The organism is Epibacterium sp. HA2-3 (assembly GCF_055693725.2).
Map to the genome: position 1 here is coordinate 88331 of NZ_CM172490.1, position 15139 is coordinate 103469.

General features: G+C 62.5%; 13 protein-coding genes. 8 read left to right on the forward strand and 5 right to left on the reverse strand.

What is annotated here, in order from left to right; genetic code table 11:
- Positions 1 to 53: 53 nt before the first annotated feature.
- Both ACZ1HH_RS00420 and rbfA read right to left on the reverse strand, forming a co-directional pair.
- On the reverse strand, positions 54 to 827 hold the full coding sequence (locus ACZ1HH_RS00420) for a phosphodiester glycosidase family protein (RefSeq protein WP_011537455.1): 774 nt from the start codon (positions 825 to 827) through the stop codon (positions 54 to 56).
- 4 nt (positions 828 to 831) lie between these two features.
- Positions 832 to 1227, reverse strand: coding sequence for a 30S ribosome-binding factor RbfA (gene rbfA / locus ACZ1HH_RS00425; protein ID WP_005636729.1), 396 nt, complete (start codon positions 1225 to 1227; stop codon positions 832 to 834).
- A 93-nt stretch (positions 1228 to 1320) separates the two neighbouring features.
- Here rbfA and dapB point away from each other — a divergent pair, with 93 nt between their 5' ends.
- The gene (gene dapB, locus ACZ1HH_RS00430; protein ID WP_011537456.1) at positions 1321 to 2130 is read left to right on the forward strand and encodes a 4-hydroxy-tetrahydrodipicolinate reductase; all 810 of its coding nucleotides are present in this window, start codon (positions 1321 to 1323) and stop codon (positions 2128 to 2130) included.
- A 194-nt stretch (positions 2131 to 2324) separates the two neighbouring features.
- Here dapB and ACZ1HH_RS00435 read toward each other — a convergent pair whose 3' ends face one another.
- Positions 2325 to 2519, reverse strand: coding sequence for a DUF1674 domain-containing protein (locus ACZ1HH_RS00435; RefSeq protein WP_011537457.1), 195 nt, complete (start codon positions 2517 to 2519; stop codon positions 2325 to 2327).
- Between the two features lie 98 nt (positions 2520 to 2617).
- Between ACZ1HH_RS00435 and ACZ1HH_RS00440 the strand changes: the two genes are divergently transcribed.
- The 7 genes from ACZ1HH_RS00440 to ACZ1HH_RS00470 all read left to right on the forward strand — a co-directional run bounded on the left by ACZ1HH_RS00440 (position 2618) and on the right by ACZ1HH_RS00470 (position 11541).
- On the forward strand, positions 2618 to 3892 hold the full coding sequence (locus ACZ1HH_RS00440) for an RsmB/NOP family class I SAM-dependent RNA methyltransferase (protein ID WP_472637014.1): 1275 nt from the start codon (positions 2618 to 2620) through the stop codon (positions 3890 to 3892).
- 191 nt (positions 3893 to 4083) lie between these two features.
- Positions 4084 to 5829, forward strand: a complete 1746-nt coding sequence (locus ACZ1HH_RS00445; RefSeq protein ID WP_472637015.1) for a heparinase II/III family protein — start codon at positions 4084 to 4086, stop codon at positions 5827 to 5829.
- A gap of 24 nt (positions 5830 to 5853) precedes the next feature.
- Entirely contained in the window at positions 5854 to 7443 is a 1590-nt protein-coding gene (purH, locus tag ACZ1HH_RS00450) for a bifunctional phosphoribosylaminoimidazolecarboxamide formyltransferase/IMP cyclohydrolase (RefSeq protein ID WP_472637016.1), read from the forward strand.
- 19 nt (positions 7444 to 7462) lie between these two features.
- Entirely contained in the window at positions 7463 to 7945 is a 483-nt protein-coding gene (gene lspA / locus ACZ1HH_RS00455) for a signal peptidase II (protein WP_011537461.1), read from the forward strand.
- Positions 7946 to 8097: 152 nt separating this feature from the next.
- Complete coding sequence (locus tag ACZ1HH_RS00460) at positions 8098 to 8604, forward strand: DUF3035 domain-containing protein (protein WP_472637018.1); 507 nt, start codon at positions 8098 to 8100, stop codon at positions 8602 to 8604.
- Between the two features lie 133 nt (positions 8605 to 8737).
- A complete protein-coding gene (locus ACZ1HH_RS00465; protein WP_487320329.1) occupies positions 8738 to 10171 on the forward strand; it encodes a M16 family metallopeptidase in 1434 nt (477 codons plus the stop codon).
- A complete protein-coding gene (locus tag ACZ1HH_RS00470) occupies positions 10168 to 11541 on the forward strand; it encodes a M16 family metallopeptidase (protein ID WP_472637019.1) in 1374 nt (457 codons plus the stop codon). Before ACZ1HH_RS00465 ends, ACZ1HH_RS00470 begins: the two co-directional genes overlap by 4 nt.
- A 104-nt stretch (positions 11542 to 11645) precedes the next feature.
- On the opposite strand, the gene ACZ1HH_RS00475 is transcribed toward ACZ1HH_RS00470, so the two are convergent.
- Both ACZ1HH_RS00475 and deoC read right to left on the reverse strand, forming a co-directional pair.
- Positions 11646 to 13988: an aldehyde dehydrogenase family protein gene (locus tag ACZ1HH_RS00475; protein ID WP_472637020.1), complete on the reverse strand. Its 2343-nt coding sequence runs from the start codon at positions 13986 to 13988 to the stop codon at positions 11646 to 11648.
- A 10-nt stretch (positions 13989 to 13998) separates the two neighbouring features.
- The gene (gene deoC, locus ACZ1HH_RS00480) at positions 13999 to 15054 is read right to left on the reverse strand and encodes a deoxyribose-phosphate aldolase (RefSeq protein WP_416367712.1); all 1056 of its coding nucleotides are present in this window, start codon (positions 15052 to 15054) and stop codon (positions 13999 to 14001) included.
- Positions 15055 to 15139: the final 85 nt, after the last annotated feature.

The window sequence follows — 15139 nt, forward strand, 5'->3', positions numbered from 1 at the left end:
GCCCTCAGAAATGTCGGATAAGGCGCGCGGCGTAGCGCAGGACTGACGGGCTGTCAATTCTGTAGCGTGTCGCCTTCGTTCGTGTCGCGATCTTCGATCACGCCCACCACCGGCCCCATCATGAAGCCCGCATCTGATCGCTGCAGGTCAGGCGCATGCAAGCGCGAGATATTTCCATCAAAATAAAGCGCTTGGGGCAGCTGGAGGTGATCGCGAAAGAGGCCCGCAAAATCGTGGAAGTTCACTGTATTGCGCGAAATCGCAAAGACCACGCGGCGGCCATCGGCGCTGGTCCCGACGCCATTGCGGATGTAGCGGGAATCGCTGTCCTTGAGGAACCGAGGATGCAGCTCGCCGTCTATCACCAGCATTGGCCCGGATTGGGTCGCACTTTTGCAGGTGGTGCCGCTGGCCTCAAAGGCGAGGGTCTCGATTACATCGGCCCGCCCCTCACGCAGGCAAAAGACGCCATTGGGCACAAGCCCAAAATTGCCAGGACCGGGGTTTGTAACCAACCGCATCTCTTGGCTGCCGTCCTCCACATAGAGCCCCACCGGCGAGCGATCAGAGTGATACATGCCTGCGTTAGTGGCAAAGGCCAGTGTCTTGCCTTCTGCTTCGAGTCGGTCCTCGATGGTAGAGAAATGCCCCATGACCGCACCCGTATCGTCGCGCAGGAACAGTCGAAGCTCTTCCCGGCTGGCGTCCACCTCGCACAGGGCATAGCGATTGCCTTCATAGGCCAGGTCCTGGCACTCGACGGCAGAGGCCTGTCCCGACCAGAGCACAATCCCAAGAGGCAGGCCCCACAGCAGAGCGCGCCACATGGCCTCAGTCCTCCAGATCGCGGCGCACCGCGTCCTGATTGAACAGCCGCCGGGTGTCATCCATGCGATCAAAAGTCTCGTCGATCTGGAATCGCAGATCGGGGGTGAATTTCAGCCCGGTCTTCTTGCCAATGGCGCGGCGCAGCTCGCTCTTGTTGCGTGCGAGCAGTTGCAGCACGTCCTCTTGGCCCTTGCCTCCGAGAGGCAGCACATAGGCCGTTGCGATCTTGAGATCCGGCGAGGTGCGCACTTCGCCGACAGTGATAGAGAGACGGTTCAGCTCCGGATCATGGATGTCACCACGCGCCAGCACTTCGGAAAGTGTGCGCCGGATGACTTCGCCGACGCGAAGCTGACGTTGAGAGGGGCCGGGCCCGTCGTGGAACTTGTTCTTTGCCATAAGACTCGATCTATGCCGAAAGCCGCCCTTTGCCAAGCGGTCCTCAGCAGGGTAGGAGGAATCCAGCGGATAGTCCAATCAGAGAGTGAGGCCATGACGGATAAACCAGGGATCGTGATCACCGGCGCTTCGGGGCGCATGGGGCAAATGCTGATCAAGACGGTGCTGGACAGCGACAAAGCCGAACTTGCCGGTGTGGTCGAGCGCGAAGGCCACGACTGGGTCGGTCAGGATATTGGTATCGCAATGGGGGGCGCGGCCCTTGGAGTTGTGGTCACCGACGATGCGGGCTCGGCCTTCGCGGGCGCACAGGCGGTCATTGATTTTACCGCACCGCAGGCCACGATCGCCTTTTCCAAACTGGCCGCAGAGGCTGGCTGCGTACATGTGATCGGAACTACGGGCATGAGCGAGGCGGAAATCGCCCAGCTGGATCCCGCGGCCCAGGACACGGTTCTGGTCCGCGCCGGAAACATGTCTCTGGGCGTTAACCTGTTGGTTCAACTGACCAAAAAGGTCGCCGCCGCACTCGACGAGGATTTCGATATCGAAGTGATCGAGGCGCACCACCACCACAAAGTGGACGCGCCCTCGGGCACCGCATTGATGCTTGGGGAAGCTGCGGCAGAGGGCCGGGGTGTGGCGCTTGCCGAGGTTTCGGACCGGGGGCGTGATGGGATCACGGGTGCACGCAAAAAAGGCGACATTGGGTTCTCGGCCATTCGCGGTGGCGACATCGTCGGAGAGCATGACGTTCTTTTTGCAGCAGCGGGCGAGCGCATCGTGCTGCGCCATATGGCCACGGATCGCGCGATCTTTGCCCGTGGCGCACTCAAGGCCGCGCTTTGGGGGCAAGGCAAAGACGCCGGCGCCTACGACATGATTGATGTTCTCGGGCTTTGAGCAAGATCTGAAGCCTTGATCACATGGGGGCTTTAACCGCATCGGGCCGACCTCCGGGTCGGCGCCCCCGGCCGGGGTATCTGGAAAAAGCTGCAAGCGCCGAAGCTTCTTCTAACCCCAAATATCCCGGGGTGAGCGCCCGCAGGGAGCGAGGGGCAGAGCCCCTTGTGGCCGTGCTCAAGAACTGGCCGTGCTCAAAAATCGATCGCGATGCCTTTTTTCTCCCAATCGCCATAGCGCGCGGGATCGGGGCCGTCGCGACCACCAAGCTCGGTTGGCAACGGTTTTTCCGCGTCACGGGCCTTGCGGCGTTCCTCAGCCTCCGCCAGCGCGCGCTGGGCGGCTGCGGGCAGGTCCTTTGCCCGGTTGGATTCGGGGGTGTCGCTCATCGGGGCTTCTCCGCAGCATGGGTTTCTTTATCCTGAGCCTATGATATACGCCCGCGTCCGATGTGGACAAGCCGATCCCCGATCAGGAGCACTTCTCTATGACTGACCATCCTTCCTCCGCCTCAGATGCCCGTCGCGCTGCGGTTGCGCTTCTCGACAAGGTTCTGGGCGAAGGGCTCTTGCTCTCGGAGTGTCAGACGCAGATCTTGGAGCGGCTCGAGCCCGCGGATCGGGCCCGCGCGCAACGCCTCGCGCTGCAGGTCCTGCGCGCGCTGGAACGGGCCGACCGCGTGCTTGCAAAACATCTGCGCAAGCCGCCGGCGCTTCATGTGCGCAATGCGTTGCGTCTGGGCACTGTCGAGCTCTGTTCGGGCGGCGCGGCGCATGGGGTTGTGAATGACATCGTCAATCTCGTGGCGCGTCACCGTCGCCATGGCCAGCTCAAGGGGCTGGTCAATGCGGTGCTGCGTAAGGTGGCCACCGAGGGGCCCGGCGAATGGGCCAAGCTGCGGGTGCCGCGTTTGCCCAAATGGCTGCGCGCGCCTCTGGTGCAGGCGTGGGGCAGCGATGCGATGCTCGCAATCGAAGCGGCCCATTACAAAGGCGCGCCTTTGGATCTGAGCGCCAAGCCGGGGGCAGATCTGGCGGCGCTGGAAGGTGCGATGACCCCTACTGGAAGCCTGCGTTTGCAGGAAGCGGGTCAAGTCTCGGCCCTTCCCGGCTATGAACAGGGGGCGTGGTGGGTGCAGGACGCAGCCGCAGCCCTTCCGGCGCAGCTTTTGAATGCTGCGCGCGGCGAACGTGTGCTTGATCTCTGTGCGGCGCCCGGCGGCAAAACCTTGCAGATGGCTGCTTCAGGGGCTCAGGTCACAGCGGTTGATATTTCCGAAAACCGCCTTGCGCGTCTGCAGGAGAACCTCACGCGCACCGGGCTCTCTGCCACGGTTGTTGCAGGCGATGTGTTTGAACAAAAGGGGCAGTATGATGCGGTTCTGCTGGATGCCCCCTGTTCAGCCACAGGTACCATCCGCCGCCATCCGGATTTGCCCCATGCCAAGGACGGTGCCGGTTTTGGCGGGCTCATCGAGCTGCAGGCGCAGATGCTCGCCCACGCCTGGGGGCTGGTGCGGCCCGGAGGGCGTCTGGTCTACTGTACCTGTTCCCTCTTGCCAGACGAAGGTGAATGTCAGGTCGAAGATATGCTCGAGATGTTCCCCGGTGCCCGGATCGGCGACCGGCTGAAGTCGCTTTCGGGTATTGATCCAAGTTGGATCACCGAAGAAGGTGGCCTGCGCCTCAGACCGGACTATTGGGCCGAGATTGGCGGTATGGACGGGTTCTACATGGCCGAACTCGTAAAGGCCGAGGTCTAAGGCTCCGCAAGGCACCCGGTGCCCCGCCCGCAGGGCGCCCGGCCCAACGGGAGCGGACCCTGCTCTGATGATACGCGACGGGCGGGAGAGTTTGCAGCTCTGGCGTCCTCGTCGCAACAGAGCGCATGACTCCCGACCGCAGGCGCGTTATCCTCCCGCCAAAACGCCAAAGGCGCGTGAGGCAAGAGAGCATGTCCAAATATGACCGAATGGCCAGTCGCGGCACGCGACTGCTGAACCGCTATACCGCCTGGAAGGCGCGCAAACAGCCCGCGGCCACTGGGTTTGTCTCGCAGCCCGAGCCGCGTACCATAGGCAGTTTTGCGCGTGGGCGGCAGCTGGTGGCCGGCAACCTCCTGTTTGCAGGCTATCTGGTAGAGAGTGACACCACTGGCCTTTGGGATGTGGAGGCGCCTGATTTTGCCTTTGAGGCAGAGCGCCAGGGCTGTACATGGCTCGATGATCTGGCCGCGGTTGGCGATCTGAAGGCGCGCAGCAAGGCCCAGCACTGGGTCTGGGGCTGGATCGATGAGTTTGGCAAGGGCACTGGTCCCGGCTGGTCGCCGGATCTGACCGGGCGGCGCGTGATTCGATGGATCAACCACGCCCTATTCCTGCTGAGTGGTCAGGACAAACGAGCCTCCGATGCCTTTTATCGGTCTCTCTCGCAGCAGACGTGGTTCCTGTCGCAGCGCTGGAAGGGGGCATCGCCTGGCTTGCCGCGGTTTGAGGCGCTTACCGGGCTGATCTATGCGGGGCTTGCGCTCAAGGGCTGCGAGGAACTCGCAGACCCTGCGGTCAAAGCGCTGGCTCAGGACTGCGCGCAGCAGATCAACGCCGAGGGCGGCCTGCCGACCCGCAACCCCGAAGAGCTACTGGATGTGTTCACCTTGCTCACATGGGCCGCAGCGGCGTTGCATGAAGCGGGACGGTCGGTGCCGCGCGAGCATCACGCCGCGCTGGATCGTATCGCACCCACACTGCGGGCCTTGCGCCACAGCGACGGGGCGCTGGCGCGGTTTCATGGCGGCGGGCGTGGGCAGGAGGGCTGGCTCGATCACGCGCTGGCCGCCTCGCATGTCCCTGCAAGACCCTTTGAAGGGCTGGCGATGGGGTTTGCGAGGCTCTCTGCGCGGCGCACTTCGCTCATCATTGATGCCACCGTGCCACCCGTTGGCAAGGCCTCCTACAATGCACACGCTTCGACTTTGGCTTTCGAGCTAACGTCCGGGCGGCGTCCCTTGATCGTGAATTGCGGCGCGGGCGAGAATTTCGGGCTGGAGTGGCGCCGGGCGGGACGGGCCACGCCCTCTCATTCTGCGCTCTGTATCGAAGGGCACTCAAGCGCCCGGCTGGCCGCGCCGCAAAAGGGCACGGGACATGAGTTCCTGATCGACGCGCCCACCGATGTGCCAATCGAGCGCGAAGACCTTGTGGATGGGTATCGGTTTCAGGGTGCTCATGATGGCTATGCCAAATCCTATGGCGTGACCATTGCGCGCTCTTTGGAACTGTCGGTGGACGGGCGCATGGTGTCGGGCGAGGACATGGTGCTGGCACTTGATGACGCCGCAAAAAAGCGCTTCGACAGGGCGCTGGACGCGGGCGGCCTGCGCGGTATTGGCTATGATTTACGGTTCCATTTGCACCCGGATGTGGACGCAGCCCTTGACTTAGGGGGCGCAGCAGTATCCATGGCGCTCAAGAGTGGGGAAATCTGGGTATTCCGTCACGATGGTCAATGCGACCTCAAGCTGGAAACCAGCGTTTACCTGGAAAAGGCCCGCTTGAAGCCGCGTCAATCGCTGCAAATCGTCCTGTCGGGCCGGGCCATTCAATATGCGACCCAGATCCGCTGGACCCTCAGCAAGGCGCAGGAAACGGCTGTGGCCGTGCGCGACTTGGCCCGCGACGACCCCATGGCCTACGAAGAGTGAACCTGAACAAGGATTCTGACACCGATGACCGACCTCCACCCCGTCCGCCGCGCCCTTCTGTCCGTCTCTGACAAAACCGGGCTGATCGAGCTGGGTAAATCCCTCGCTGAGCGCGGGGTTGAACTGCTCTCGACCGGTGGCACCGCCAAGGCGCTGCGCGATGCCGGGCTGACCGTGAAGGACGTCTCCGAGGTGACCGGCTTTCCCGAGATGATGGATGGCCGCGTAAAAACCCTGCATCCGATGGTGCATGGCGGCCTTCTGGCTCTGCGCGACAATGACGCGCATGTGGCCGCGATGACCGAGCATGGCATTGGCGAAATCGACCTCTTGGTGGTGAACCTCTACCCCTTTGAGGCGGCGCTGAAGCGCGGTGCGGCCTATGACGAAATGATCGAGAACATCGACATCGGTGGTCCCGCGATGATCCGCGCGGCGGCCAAGAACCACGCGTTTGTCAATGTGGTGGTGGATGTTGAGGATTACGGCGTCCTCTTGGAGGAGCTGGACCAGAACGACGGTCAGACCTCCTTTGCCTTCCGTCAGTGGCTGGCACAGAACGCCTATGCGCGCACCGCTGCCTATGATGCCGCTGTGTCGAACTGGATGGCCGGTGCGATCGGTCTTGAGGCGCCGCGCCGCCGTGCCTTTGCCGGTCAGATTGCGCAGACGCTGCGCTATGGCGAGAACCCGCATCAGGATGCGGCCTTCTACACCGATGGCACCGAGCGTGTGGGCGTGGCGACCGCAGAGCAGTTGCAGGGCAAGGAACTCTCCTACAACAACATCAACGACACCGACGCAGCCTTTGAACTCGTGAGCGAATTCGCCCCCGAGGACGGCCCGGCCGTGGCGATCATCAAACACGCCAACCCCTGCGGCGTGGCGCGTGGCGCAACCCTCTTGGAGGCATACAACAAGGCGTTTGACTGCGATCGCACCTCTGCGTTTGGCGGTATAGTTGCGCTCAACATGCCGCTTGATGCCGAGACCGCAGAGGCAATCACCCAGATCTTTACCGAAGTGGTGATCGCACCGGGTGCCTCGGATGAGGCCAAGGCGATCTTTGCGGCGAAGAAGAACCTGCGCCTGTTGGTCACCGAGGGCCTGCCCAACCCGCAGGACGCAGGCCTGACCACCCGTCAGGTTTCGGGCGGGATGCTGGTGCAGGACAAGGACGTTGGCCACCGGGCCATGGACGACCTGAAAGTCGTGACCGAAAAGGCGCCGACCGAAGAGCAGATGGCGGATCTGCTCTTTGCCTGGAAGGTCGCCAAACATGTGAAATCCAACGCGATTGTTTATGTCAAAGACGGCCAGACGGTGGGCGTGGGCGCAGGCCAGATGAGCCGCGTCGACTCCGCCACGATTGCAGGTGTCAAAGCACAGCGCATGGCGGATGCGATGGAACTGCCCGAAAGCCTCGCCAAAGGCTCCGCAGTGGCGTCGGATGCTTTCTTCCCCTTCGCTGATGGCCTGATGGAAGCAGCTTCCAATGGCGCCACCTGCGTCATTCAGCCCGGTGGCTCCATGCGTGATGACGAGGTGATCAAGGCGGCGAATGACGCGGGGCTTGCCATGGTCTTTACCGGTATGCGCCACTTCCGCCACTAAGACCGGAGATCAGAAGACCATGCGGAGCTACGCGCTGTATCTTGCGGCCCTCATTGCGCTGATCGTGGATCAGGCCACCAAGATCGGAGTCGTCTTCGGCCTCGATCTGGTGCGTGTGCTGCGCATTGATGTGGCTCCGCCCTTGCTCAACTTTCGCTATGGCGAAAACCGGGGCATCAATTTTGGTCTGTTCAATGATGGCGGCGATTCCAGCCGCTGGATCTTGATCGGGATCTCTTTGATAATCTGTGCTGCGGTGTTCCTCTGGGTGCGCCGCAGCCACGCCAACAGTCGCCTGATGCTGATCAGCGCAGGGCTGGTCATCGGCGGTGCGCTCGGCAATGTGCTGGACCGGGTGCTCTATGGCTATGTGCTCGATTTTCTCAACATGTCGTGCTGCGGGATCAACAACCCTTATGTGTTCAATGTCGCGGATGTGTTCATTTTTGCGGGAGCGGCAGGGTTGATCCTGTTTGAAGGCCGCGCAAAAAAGCCCGCGTGACCTCCTGCGCGATATGCGCTAGAGGTAGGGAGACCGTCTGGGCCTGCGGCGGGTGGATCGCCGGATAAGGACCCAACTGATTGATAACGCATGTCTGAGGCGCTTTCCGGGTTCTGGCTGTCGCGCGGCATGCACAAAGAGGATCGCGCCCCATGCGCTTTGTGACTGCACCGATCATCTTGAGCTCTATTTTGCTGCTGGGCGCTTGTGCCAACAAGCCGCTGCATGATCTGGATGCGCGCCGCAACTCGCCGGATGAATTCCTCGTTTTGCCCAGCAAACCGCTGGAACAGCCGGAAAGCTATGCTGCCCTGCCCGAGCCCACGCCCGGTGGCAGCAATCGCACCGACCGCAACCCGCAGGCCGAAGCGATTGTCGCGCTGGGCGGACGGCCGAGTGGCGCCGGGATCCCTGCCTCCGAAGGGACATTGGTGGCGGCGGCAAGCCGCTACGGCGTTGAAGGTGACATTCGCGAGACATTGACGGCCGAGGACACGAAGCGGCGCAAGAGGGCGGGGATTCTCGCAAATATCAAGCTCTTCCCCGTGGACCGCTATGCGGAAACCTATGAGGGCGATGCGCTGGATCCGCAACGCGTCAGCGCCGCCTATCGTCGGGCCGGGGTTCCGACGCCCTCTTCGCCACCAAACGGCGAATAACCCTTCACAATTTCGGCAAACCGTCTTGTCGCTGACGGTCGGCACCGTAATTTGATGCCCAGCAGGCTAAAACGACTCTGCGCCGGGCCGTGTCGTCGCGCGCGCTCGGGTACCGATCTGGAGGATAGGACACATGACAACTGAGGCAGCAATCCTGTCGGGGCTTCGGGCCAGCTGGCGGTCTGCGCTTTGTGCCGTCGTGATGGCGACAGGACTTGGCGCGCCGGGTCTTATGGCGCAGGAGACGTCCGTGGATGGGGCAGGGGCCGCGCAAACCTCGCAAAGCGGCGCCGAGATGGTCACAACCTTCACACTTGAAAATGGCATGATGGTGGTCGTGGTCGAAGACCATCGCGCCCCTGTGGTGCAGCATATGGTCTGGTACCGTGCCGGTTCTGCAGATGAGCCAGTCGGTCAGAGCGGTGTTGCGCATTTTCTCGAACATCTGTTGTTCAAAGGGACCGACACGCTGGAGGCGGGCGAGCTTTCGGCGACGGTGGCGCGCAATGGCGGGCGCGACAATGCGTTCACCAGCTATGACTACACCGCGTATTTTCAGCGCGTGGCTGCCGACCGGCTTGAGCTGATGATGCAGATGGAAGCGGACCGGATGCGCAATCTGCGCCTCACCGAGACCGACATCGTGACCGAGCGCGAGGTGATCCTCGAGGAGCGCAATCAGCGCACCGACAATGATCCAACGGCCCTGTTTCGAGAGCAGATGCGCGCGGTGCAATATCTCAACCATCGCTATGGCCAGCCGGTGATTGGCTGGCGGCATGAGATGGAGACCCTGTCGATGGAGGACGCGCTGTCCTACTACGGCACTTATTATGCGCCAAACAATGCCATCCTTGTGGTGTCGGGCGATGTGCAACCCGAGGCGGTCCGCAAGCTGGCCGAGACCTATTACGGCGTGATCCCGGCCAACCCAGATCTGCCCGAGCGGCTGCGCAGCGAGGAGCCCCCCCAAACCGCGGCGCGCCGGCTGACCTTTGCCGATCCCCGGGTGTCTCAGCCTTATGTGCAGCGGTCTTATCTGGCGCCCGAACGTGACAGTGGCAGTCAGGAAAAAGCGGCGGCGCTTTATCTGCTCTCGCAGCTTCTGGGCGGGGGCAGCACGTCTTATCTCGCCAATGCGCTCCAGTTCGAGCAGCAGGTGGCGGTTTATACGGCAGCCTTCTATTCGGGGGTGTCGCTGGATGACACCACGTTTGATTTTGTGATTGTGCCTGCCGATGGCGTCACGCTGGACGAGGCCGAGGCCGCGCTGGATCGCAGCGTTGCGCGGTTTCTTGAGGCTGGCGTTGATACCGCACAGCTCGACCGGATCAAGCTGCAGCTGCGCGCCTCGGAGATTTATGCCCGCGATGACGTCGATCGGATTGCCAACCGCTATGGTCGCGCGTTGACCTCCGGGCTGACGGTTGAGGACGTGCAGGACTGGCCACGGGTGCTGCAATCCATCACCGAAGACGAGATCATCGCCGTCGCGCGCGAGGTCTTGCGCCCGCAAGCCTCGGTCACCGGATACCTGATCCAAAGCCCGCAGGAGGTCGCCCAATGAGCCGCTTCAAGACAGCCCGACGTGCGCGTGCTTTTGACATGCGTCCCGTGAAACGCGCCCTGATGGCGCTATGCCTCGGGTTTGCGCTGATGTTCGCTGCGCAGATGGCGCGGGCGGAGATCGACATCAAGGAGGTGACCTCGCCTGGCGGCATCAAGGCTTGGCTGGTCGAAGATCACAGTATCCCCTTCGCGGCGCTGGAACTGCGGTTCCGGGGCGGCACCTCGCTGGATGCGCCCGGAAAACGCGGGGCCGTGCATCTGATGGGCGGGCTCCTCGAAGAGGGGGCGGGGGAGCTGCGTGCGCAGGACTATGCCCGCGCGCTTGAGGCCCTTGCTGCAGATTTTTCCTATGACGCGGACAAGGACACGGTTTCAATTTCTGCAAGTTTCCTCAGCGAGAACCGGGATGACGTGATGGAGCTCTTGCGCCAGACCATTCAGGAACCACGGTTTGATCAGGACGCTTTGGATCGGGTGCGTGCGCAGGTGCTTGTGGGCTTGCGTTCGGACCAGACCGACCCAAATGCGATTGCGGGCAAGACCTTTGCCCAGCAGGCCTTTGGCGATCATCCCTATGGCAGCGACGGCAAAGGCACCATCGAGAGTGTCTCGGCGCTCACGCGTCAGGATATGTTTGCCGCGCATGAGGCAGTGTTTGCCCGCGACCGGCTTTATGTGAGCGCGGTGGGCGACATCACCCCCGAAGCCTTGGGGGCGTTGCTCGACGAGCTTTTGGGCGATCTCCCTGCCGAGGGTGCGCCGATGCCCGGTCCGGCAGAAGTCCTGTTGACCGGGGGGACCACCGTGGTTCCCTTTGCAACGCCGCAGTCGGTGGCGCTCTTTGGGCAGAAGGGTATGGATCGAAACGATCCCGATTTCTTTGCAGCTTATGTGCTGAACCAGATTTTGGGCGGTGGGTCGTTTGAAACCCGCCTGATGCAAGAGGTACGCACCAAGCGGGGCCTCACCTACGGCGTCTATAGCTATCTGGTGCCGCGGGATCTGGCTGCCACCTACATGGGGTCATTTGCCTCTGCCAATGAGAAAATGGCCGAAGCGGTGGGCGTGGTGCGCGATCAGTGGCAGGTTCTGGTCGAGAACGGCGTCACGGAGGCGGAGTTGCAGGACGCCAAGACCTATCTGACGGGTGCCTATCCCCTGCGGTTCAATGGTAACAGCCAGATTGCATCGATCCTTGTGGCGATGCAGATGGACGGGCTTTCGACCGATTACGTGGTGACCCGCAACCAGAAGGTCGAGGCGGTGACCCTTGAGGATGTGAACCGGGTCGCCAAAGAGCTGCTTGATCCCGACGGGCTGCGATTTGTGGTCGTCGGAGAGCCCGAGGGGCTGAGTTCTACGGATTAAGTCTCTGCACGTGGTTTGAAATCGAATGCGGCGCGGTCCCAGGTGGGGCCGCGCCGCTTTGGTTTTGTGGTGGTCTCAGGGAAGGCCCGGAGCCCCACCGTTGATCACTCGCCGTATGGGATCCAGACGGTCTTGACCTCTGTGGCGGCCTGCAAAAAGCGCTTTGACTGATCGCGCGACCAGTCAAAGGCGTGGCCGTTGTTGACCCAGGTGCGCTTGAGGTTCCCGGCAGAAGCGGCCTCGATCATCTTGGAGAGGTCGCTGGAAGAGAAACTCCAGACCGCGTCGATATCGAGGTGCTTGGCCATTGTGTCACCGAGGTCCTTGTGCGGGCCGGTGAGGATATTGACCACGCCAGCGGGCACATCAGAGGTTTCGAGCACCTGATAAAGATCCGTAGCCGCCAGAGGAAAGGCCTCTGAGGCCGCGAGCACCACGCGGTTGCCCATGGCAATGGCGGGGGCCATGGCCGAGACGAGCCCCAGGAGCGGCGCCTCATCGGCGCAGAGGACGCCAATGGTGCCCACGGGTTCTTTCATGCCAAGAGCCACGCCACGGATCGGCACGCCATGGGCGAGACCGTCGTATTTGTCGGCCCAGGCTGCGGCAGAGAAGAGGCGTTGCAGCGACGCCTCGACCTCTGCGGCGCCCTCTCCTTTGCCGGTCATTGCGTCAATGCGGGCCGCAAACTCCCCCGCGCGAGCGGCGAGGTTTTCGGCCAGATAATACAGGATCTGCGCGCGCAGATGGCCAGTGGTCTTGGCCCATCCCTTGGCCGCATTGGCGGCCTCTACGGCATTTCTGACATCCTTTCGGCTGCCAAGGCCGACGTGGCCCAATAGGTCGCCTTTGGGGCCATACACGGGTCTGGAATAGCCGCTGTCCGGGCGCGCTTGCTTGCCGCCGACAAACATCTTCGCGGTGCGGTCAATGCCCTCTGGGGCGGCGCCCTTGGCGTTGCCTTCAAAGGCCACAACCGGCTGGAGCGCCTCAGACTGTGCTTTGGGCTTGGTATAGGCCATCAGGCCCTCAACTCCGCCCTCGCGGCCAAAGCCGCTCTCGCGCACGCCGCCAAAGGGGGCAGCGGCATCAAACATATTGGTTCCATTGACCCAGACCACGCCGGCAACGAGCTTGGGTGCGACATCCAGCGCGAGGTTCACATTCTCTGTCCAGAGCGTCGCCGCAAGCCCGTAGCGGGTGTTGTTTGCGAGCTCCACAGCCTCTGCTGGGGTGCGGAAGGTGGTAGAGACCAGAACCGGGCCAAAGATCTCTTCCTGCATCAAGGGATCAGAGGGCGAGAGGCCCTCGATCAGGGTCGGCGGGAAGAAACAGCCCTTTGCGGGCATGTTGACTGCCGATTGATGCACGGTGCAGTTTGTGGCCGAGGCCACCAGACGGCTGATCTCGGCGTGTTGAACGGGGTCGACCACGGCGCCGATGTCGATGCATTTGTCGAGCGGATCGCCCAGACGCAGGGTTTTCATCCGTGCGCGCAGTTTCTGGTGGAACCGCTCAGAGACGCCCTCTTGCACCAAGAGCCGGGAGCCCGCGCAGCAGACCTGCCCCTGATTGAACCAGATCGCATCCACGAGGCCTTCGATGGCGCTATCAAGATCGGCGTCGTCAAAGACGATGTAGGGGCTTTTGCCGCCAAGCTCGAGCGTCAGCGCCTTGCCGGACCCTGCAGTGGCTTCGCGGATCTTGCGCCCCACCGAAGTGGAGCCGGTAAAGGCGATCTTGTCGACCTCTGCATTGACGATCATCTCGCCCACGGCCCCGTCGCCGGTTACGATATTCACGACCCCTTTGGGCAGGCCCGCCTGACGGCAGATGTCGGCAAAGAGCAGCGCGGTGAGCGAGGTATATTCGGCGGGTTTCAGAACCACCGTGTTGCCCATGGCGAGTGCAGGCGCGACCTTCCACGCGAGCATCAAGAGCGGGAAATTCCACGGGATGATCTGACCGCAGACGCCAAGTGCGGCGCGGTCGCTCATCTCGTCATCCATCAGCTGCGCGTGGCCTGCGTGATGGTAGAAATGGCGCTGGACCAGCGGCACGTCGATATCGCGGCTCTCGCGGATCGGTTTGCCGTTGTCGAGCGTCTCTAGCACCGCAAAGAGGCGGCTGTGTTTCTGCAGGAGGCGGGCGATGGCATAGAGGTATGTGGCGCGACCGGAACCGCCCATCGCGGCCCAGCCTTCTTGCGCGGCGCGGGCGGCTTTGACAGCCGCATCAACGTCCTTTTGCGTGGCTTGTGTCAGCTCTGCCAGAACCTCGCCGGTTGCGGGGTTCTTGCTCTCGAACACTGTGCCGGGGGCGGTGAAATCACCGTTGATGAAGTGACCAAACTGGCTGCCCTGGTCGACCAACCAAGCAAGGGCTTCTGCGGCATTTTCCGGGGCGGGGCCATAGTCCATGGTCTCGAAGATCTCTTTGATTGTCATATCTTGGTCCTCACGCCATCGGGTGGCGGTAGCCAGCGGAATAGGCGCCGGTCACATGGTGTTCGAGTTGGCGTTCGATGTCGCCCAGAAGGCTGGACGCGCCAAAGCGGAACAGGTCCGGCTGCAGCCAGCGGTTGCCAAGTTCCTCTTTCATGAGGCTGAGATACACCAGCGCGTCCTTGGCCTTGGAGATGCCGCCAGCGGGCTTGTAGCCCACATGGAAGCCGGTGCGCTCGTAGTACTCGCGAATGGCGCGGATCATCACCAGCGAGACGGGCAAGGTGGCGTTGACGCTCTCCTTGCCAGTGGAGGTCTTGATGAAGTCGGCCCCCGCCATCATGCAGATCATCGAGGCGCGGGCGACATTGCGCAGAGTGCCAAGCTCGCCAGTGGCGAGGATCGCCTTGACGTGGGCATCTCCGCAGGCCTCGCGGAAGGCTTTCATCTCGTCATAAAGCGCCTGCCAGTCCCCCGAGAGCACATGGCGGCGCGAAATCACGATGTCGATTTCCTTGGCACCGGCCCGCACGCTTTCGCGGATTTCCTCGACGCGCAGATGGAAGGGCGACAGCCCCGCCGGAAAGCCCGTAGAGACGGCGGCAACCGGGATATGGGTGCCATGCAGCGCGCGCACGGCGGCGGGGATCATGTCGTGATAGACACAGACGGCTCCGGTCGTGATCCCGTCGATGCCAAGTGCCGACAGAATATCCGCTCGCACCGGCTGGCGCGCCTTGGCGCAGAGACGGCGCACGCGGGCCTCGGTATCATCGCCCGAGAGCGTGGTGAGATCGATGAGGCTGATCGCCTTCAAGAGCCAAGCGGCCTGATAGTCCTTCTTGACCGAGCGCCGACCCGGCAGGCTCGCGCAGCGGCGTTCAATCGCGGAGGTATTGGCCTCCAGGCTCAGGGCCCAGTCGAGATCAAGCGCGATACCCGGATTGCGGGGCAGGTCGCTGTGTTCATGGTCCTGCGTGGCGGCTGCGGTCGGCTTGGCCTTGGCGGAGGGTTTGGCAGCGGAGGTCTTCGGCGGCTGCGTGCCGTCTTCTGCGGTTTGGCTGTCCATTTTCGGGAGTCCTCGAACGTTTCACCCCCAAAATCGCACGCGATCCCGCTTTGATGCAAGGTTTCCCCGAGGTTTTCCTGTCCAA

Coding starts and splice junctions, on each gene's coding strand:
- ACZ1HH_RS00420 (WP_011537455.1), bottom strand. CDS start 827: ATGTGGCGCGCTCTGCTGTGGGGCCTGCCTCTTGGGATTGTGCTCTGG.
- rbfA (WP_005636729.1), bottom strand. CDS start 1,227: ATGGCAAAGAACAAGTTCCACGACGGGCCCGGCCCCTCTCAACGTCAG.
- dapB (WP_011537456.1), top strand. CDS start 1,321: ATGACGGATAAACCAGGGATCGTGATCACCGGCGCTTCGGGGCGCATG.
- ACZ1HH_RS00435 (WP_011537457.1), bottom strand. CDS start 2,519: ATGAGCGACACCCCCGAATCCAACCGGGCAAAGGACCTGCCCGCAGCC.
- ACZ1HH_RS00440 (WP_472637014.1), top strand. CDS start 2,618: ATGACTGACCATCCTTCCTCCGCCTCAGATGCCCGTCGCGCTGCGGTT.
- ACZ1HH_RS00445 (WP_472637015.1), top strand. CDS start 4,084: ATGTCCAAATATGACCGAATGGCCAGTCGCGGCACGCGACTGCTGAAC.
- purH (WP_472637016.1), top strand. CDS start 5,854: ATGACCGACCTCCACCCCGTCCGCCGCGCCCTTCTGTCCGTCTCTGAC.
- lspA (WP_011537461.1), top strand. CDS start 7,463: ATGCGGAGCTACGCGCTGTATCTTGCGGCCCTCATTGCGCTGATCGTG.
- ACZ1HH_RS00460 (WP_472637018.1), top strand. CDS start 8,098: ATGCGCTTTGTGACTGCACCGATCATCTTGAGCTCTATTTTGCTGCTG.
- ACZ1HH_RS00465 (WP_487320329.1), top strand. CDS start 8,738: ATGACAACTGAGGCAGCAATCCTGTCGGGGCTTCGGGCCAGCTGGCGG.
- ACZ1HH_RS00470 (WP_472637019.1), top strand. CDS start 10,168: ATGAGCCGCTTCAAGACAGCCCGACGTGCGCGTGCTTTTGACATGCGT.
- ACZ1HH_RS00475 (WP_472637020.1), bottom strand. CDS start 13,988: ATGACAATCAAAGAGATCTTCGAGACCATGGACTATGGCCCCGCCCCG.
- deoC (WP_416367712.1), bottom strand. CDS start 15,054: ATGGACAGCCAAACCGCAGAAGACGGCACGCAGCCGCCGAAGACCTCC.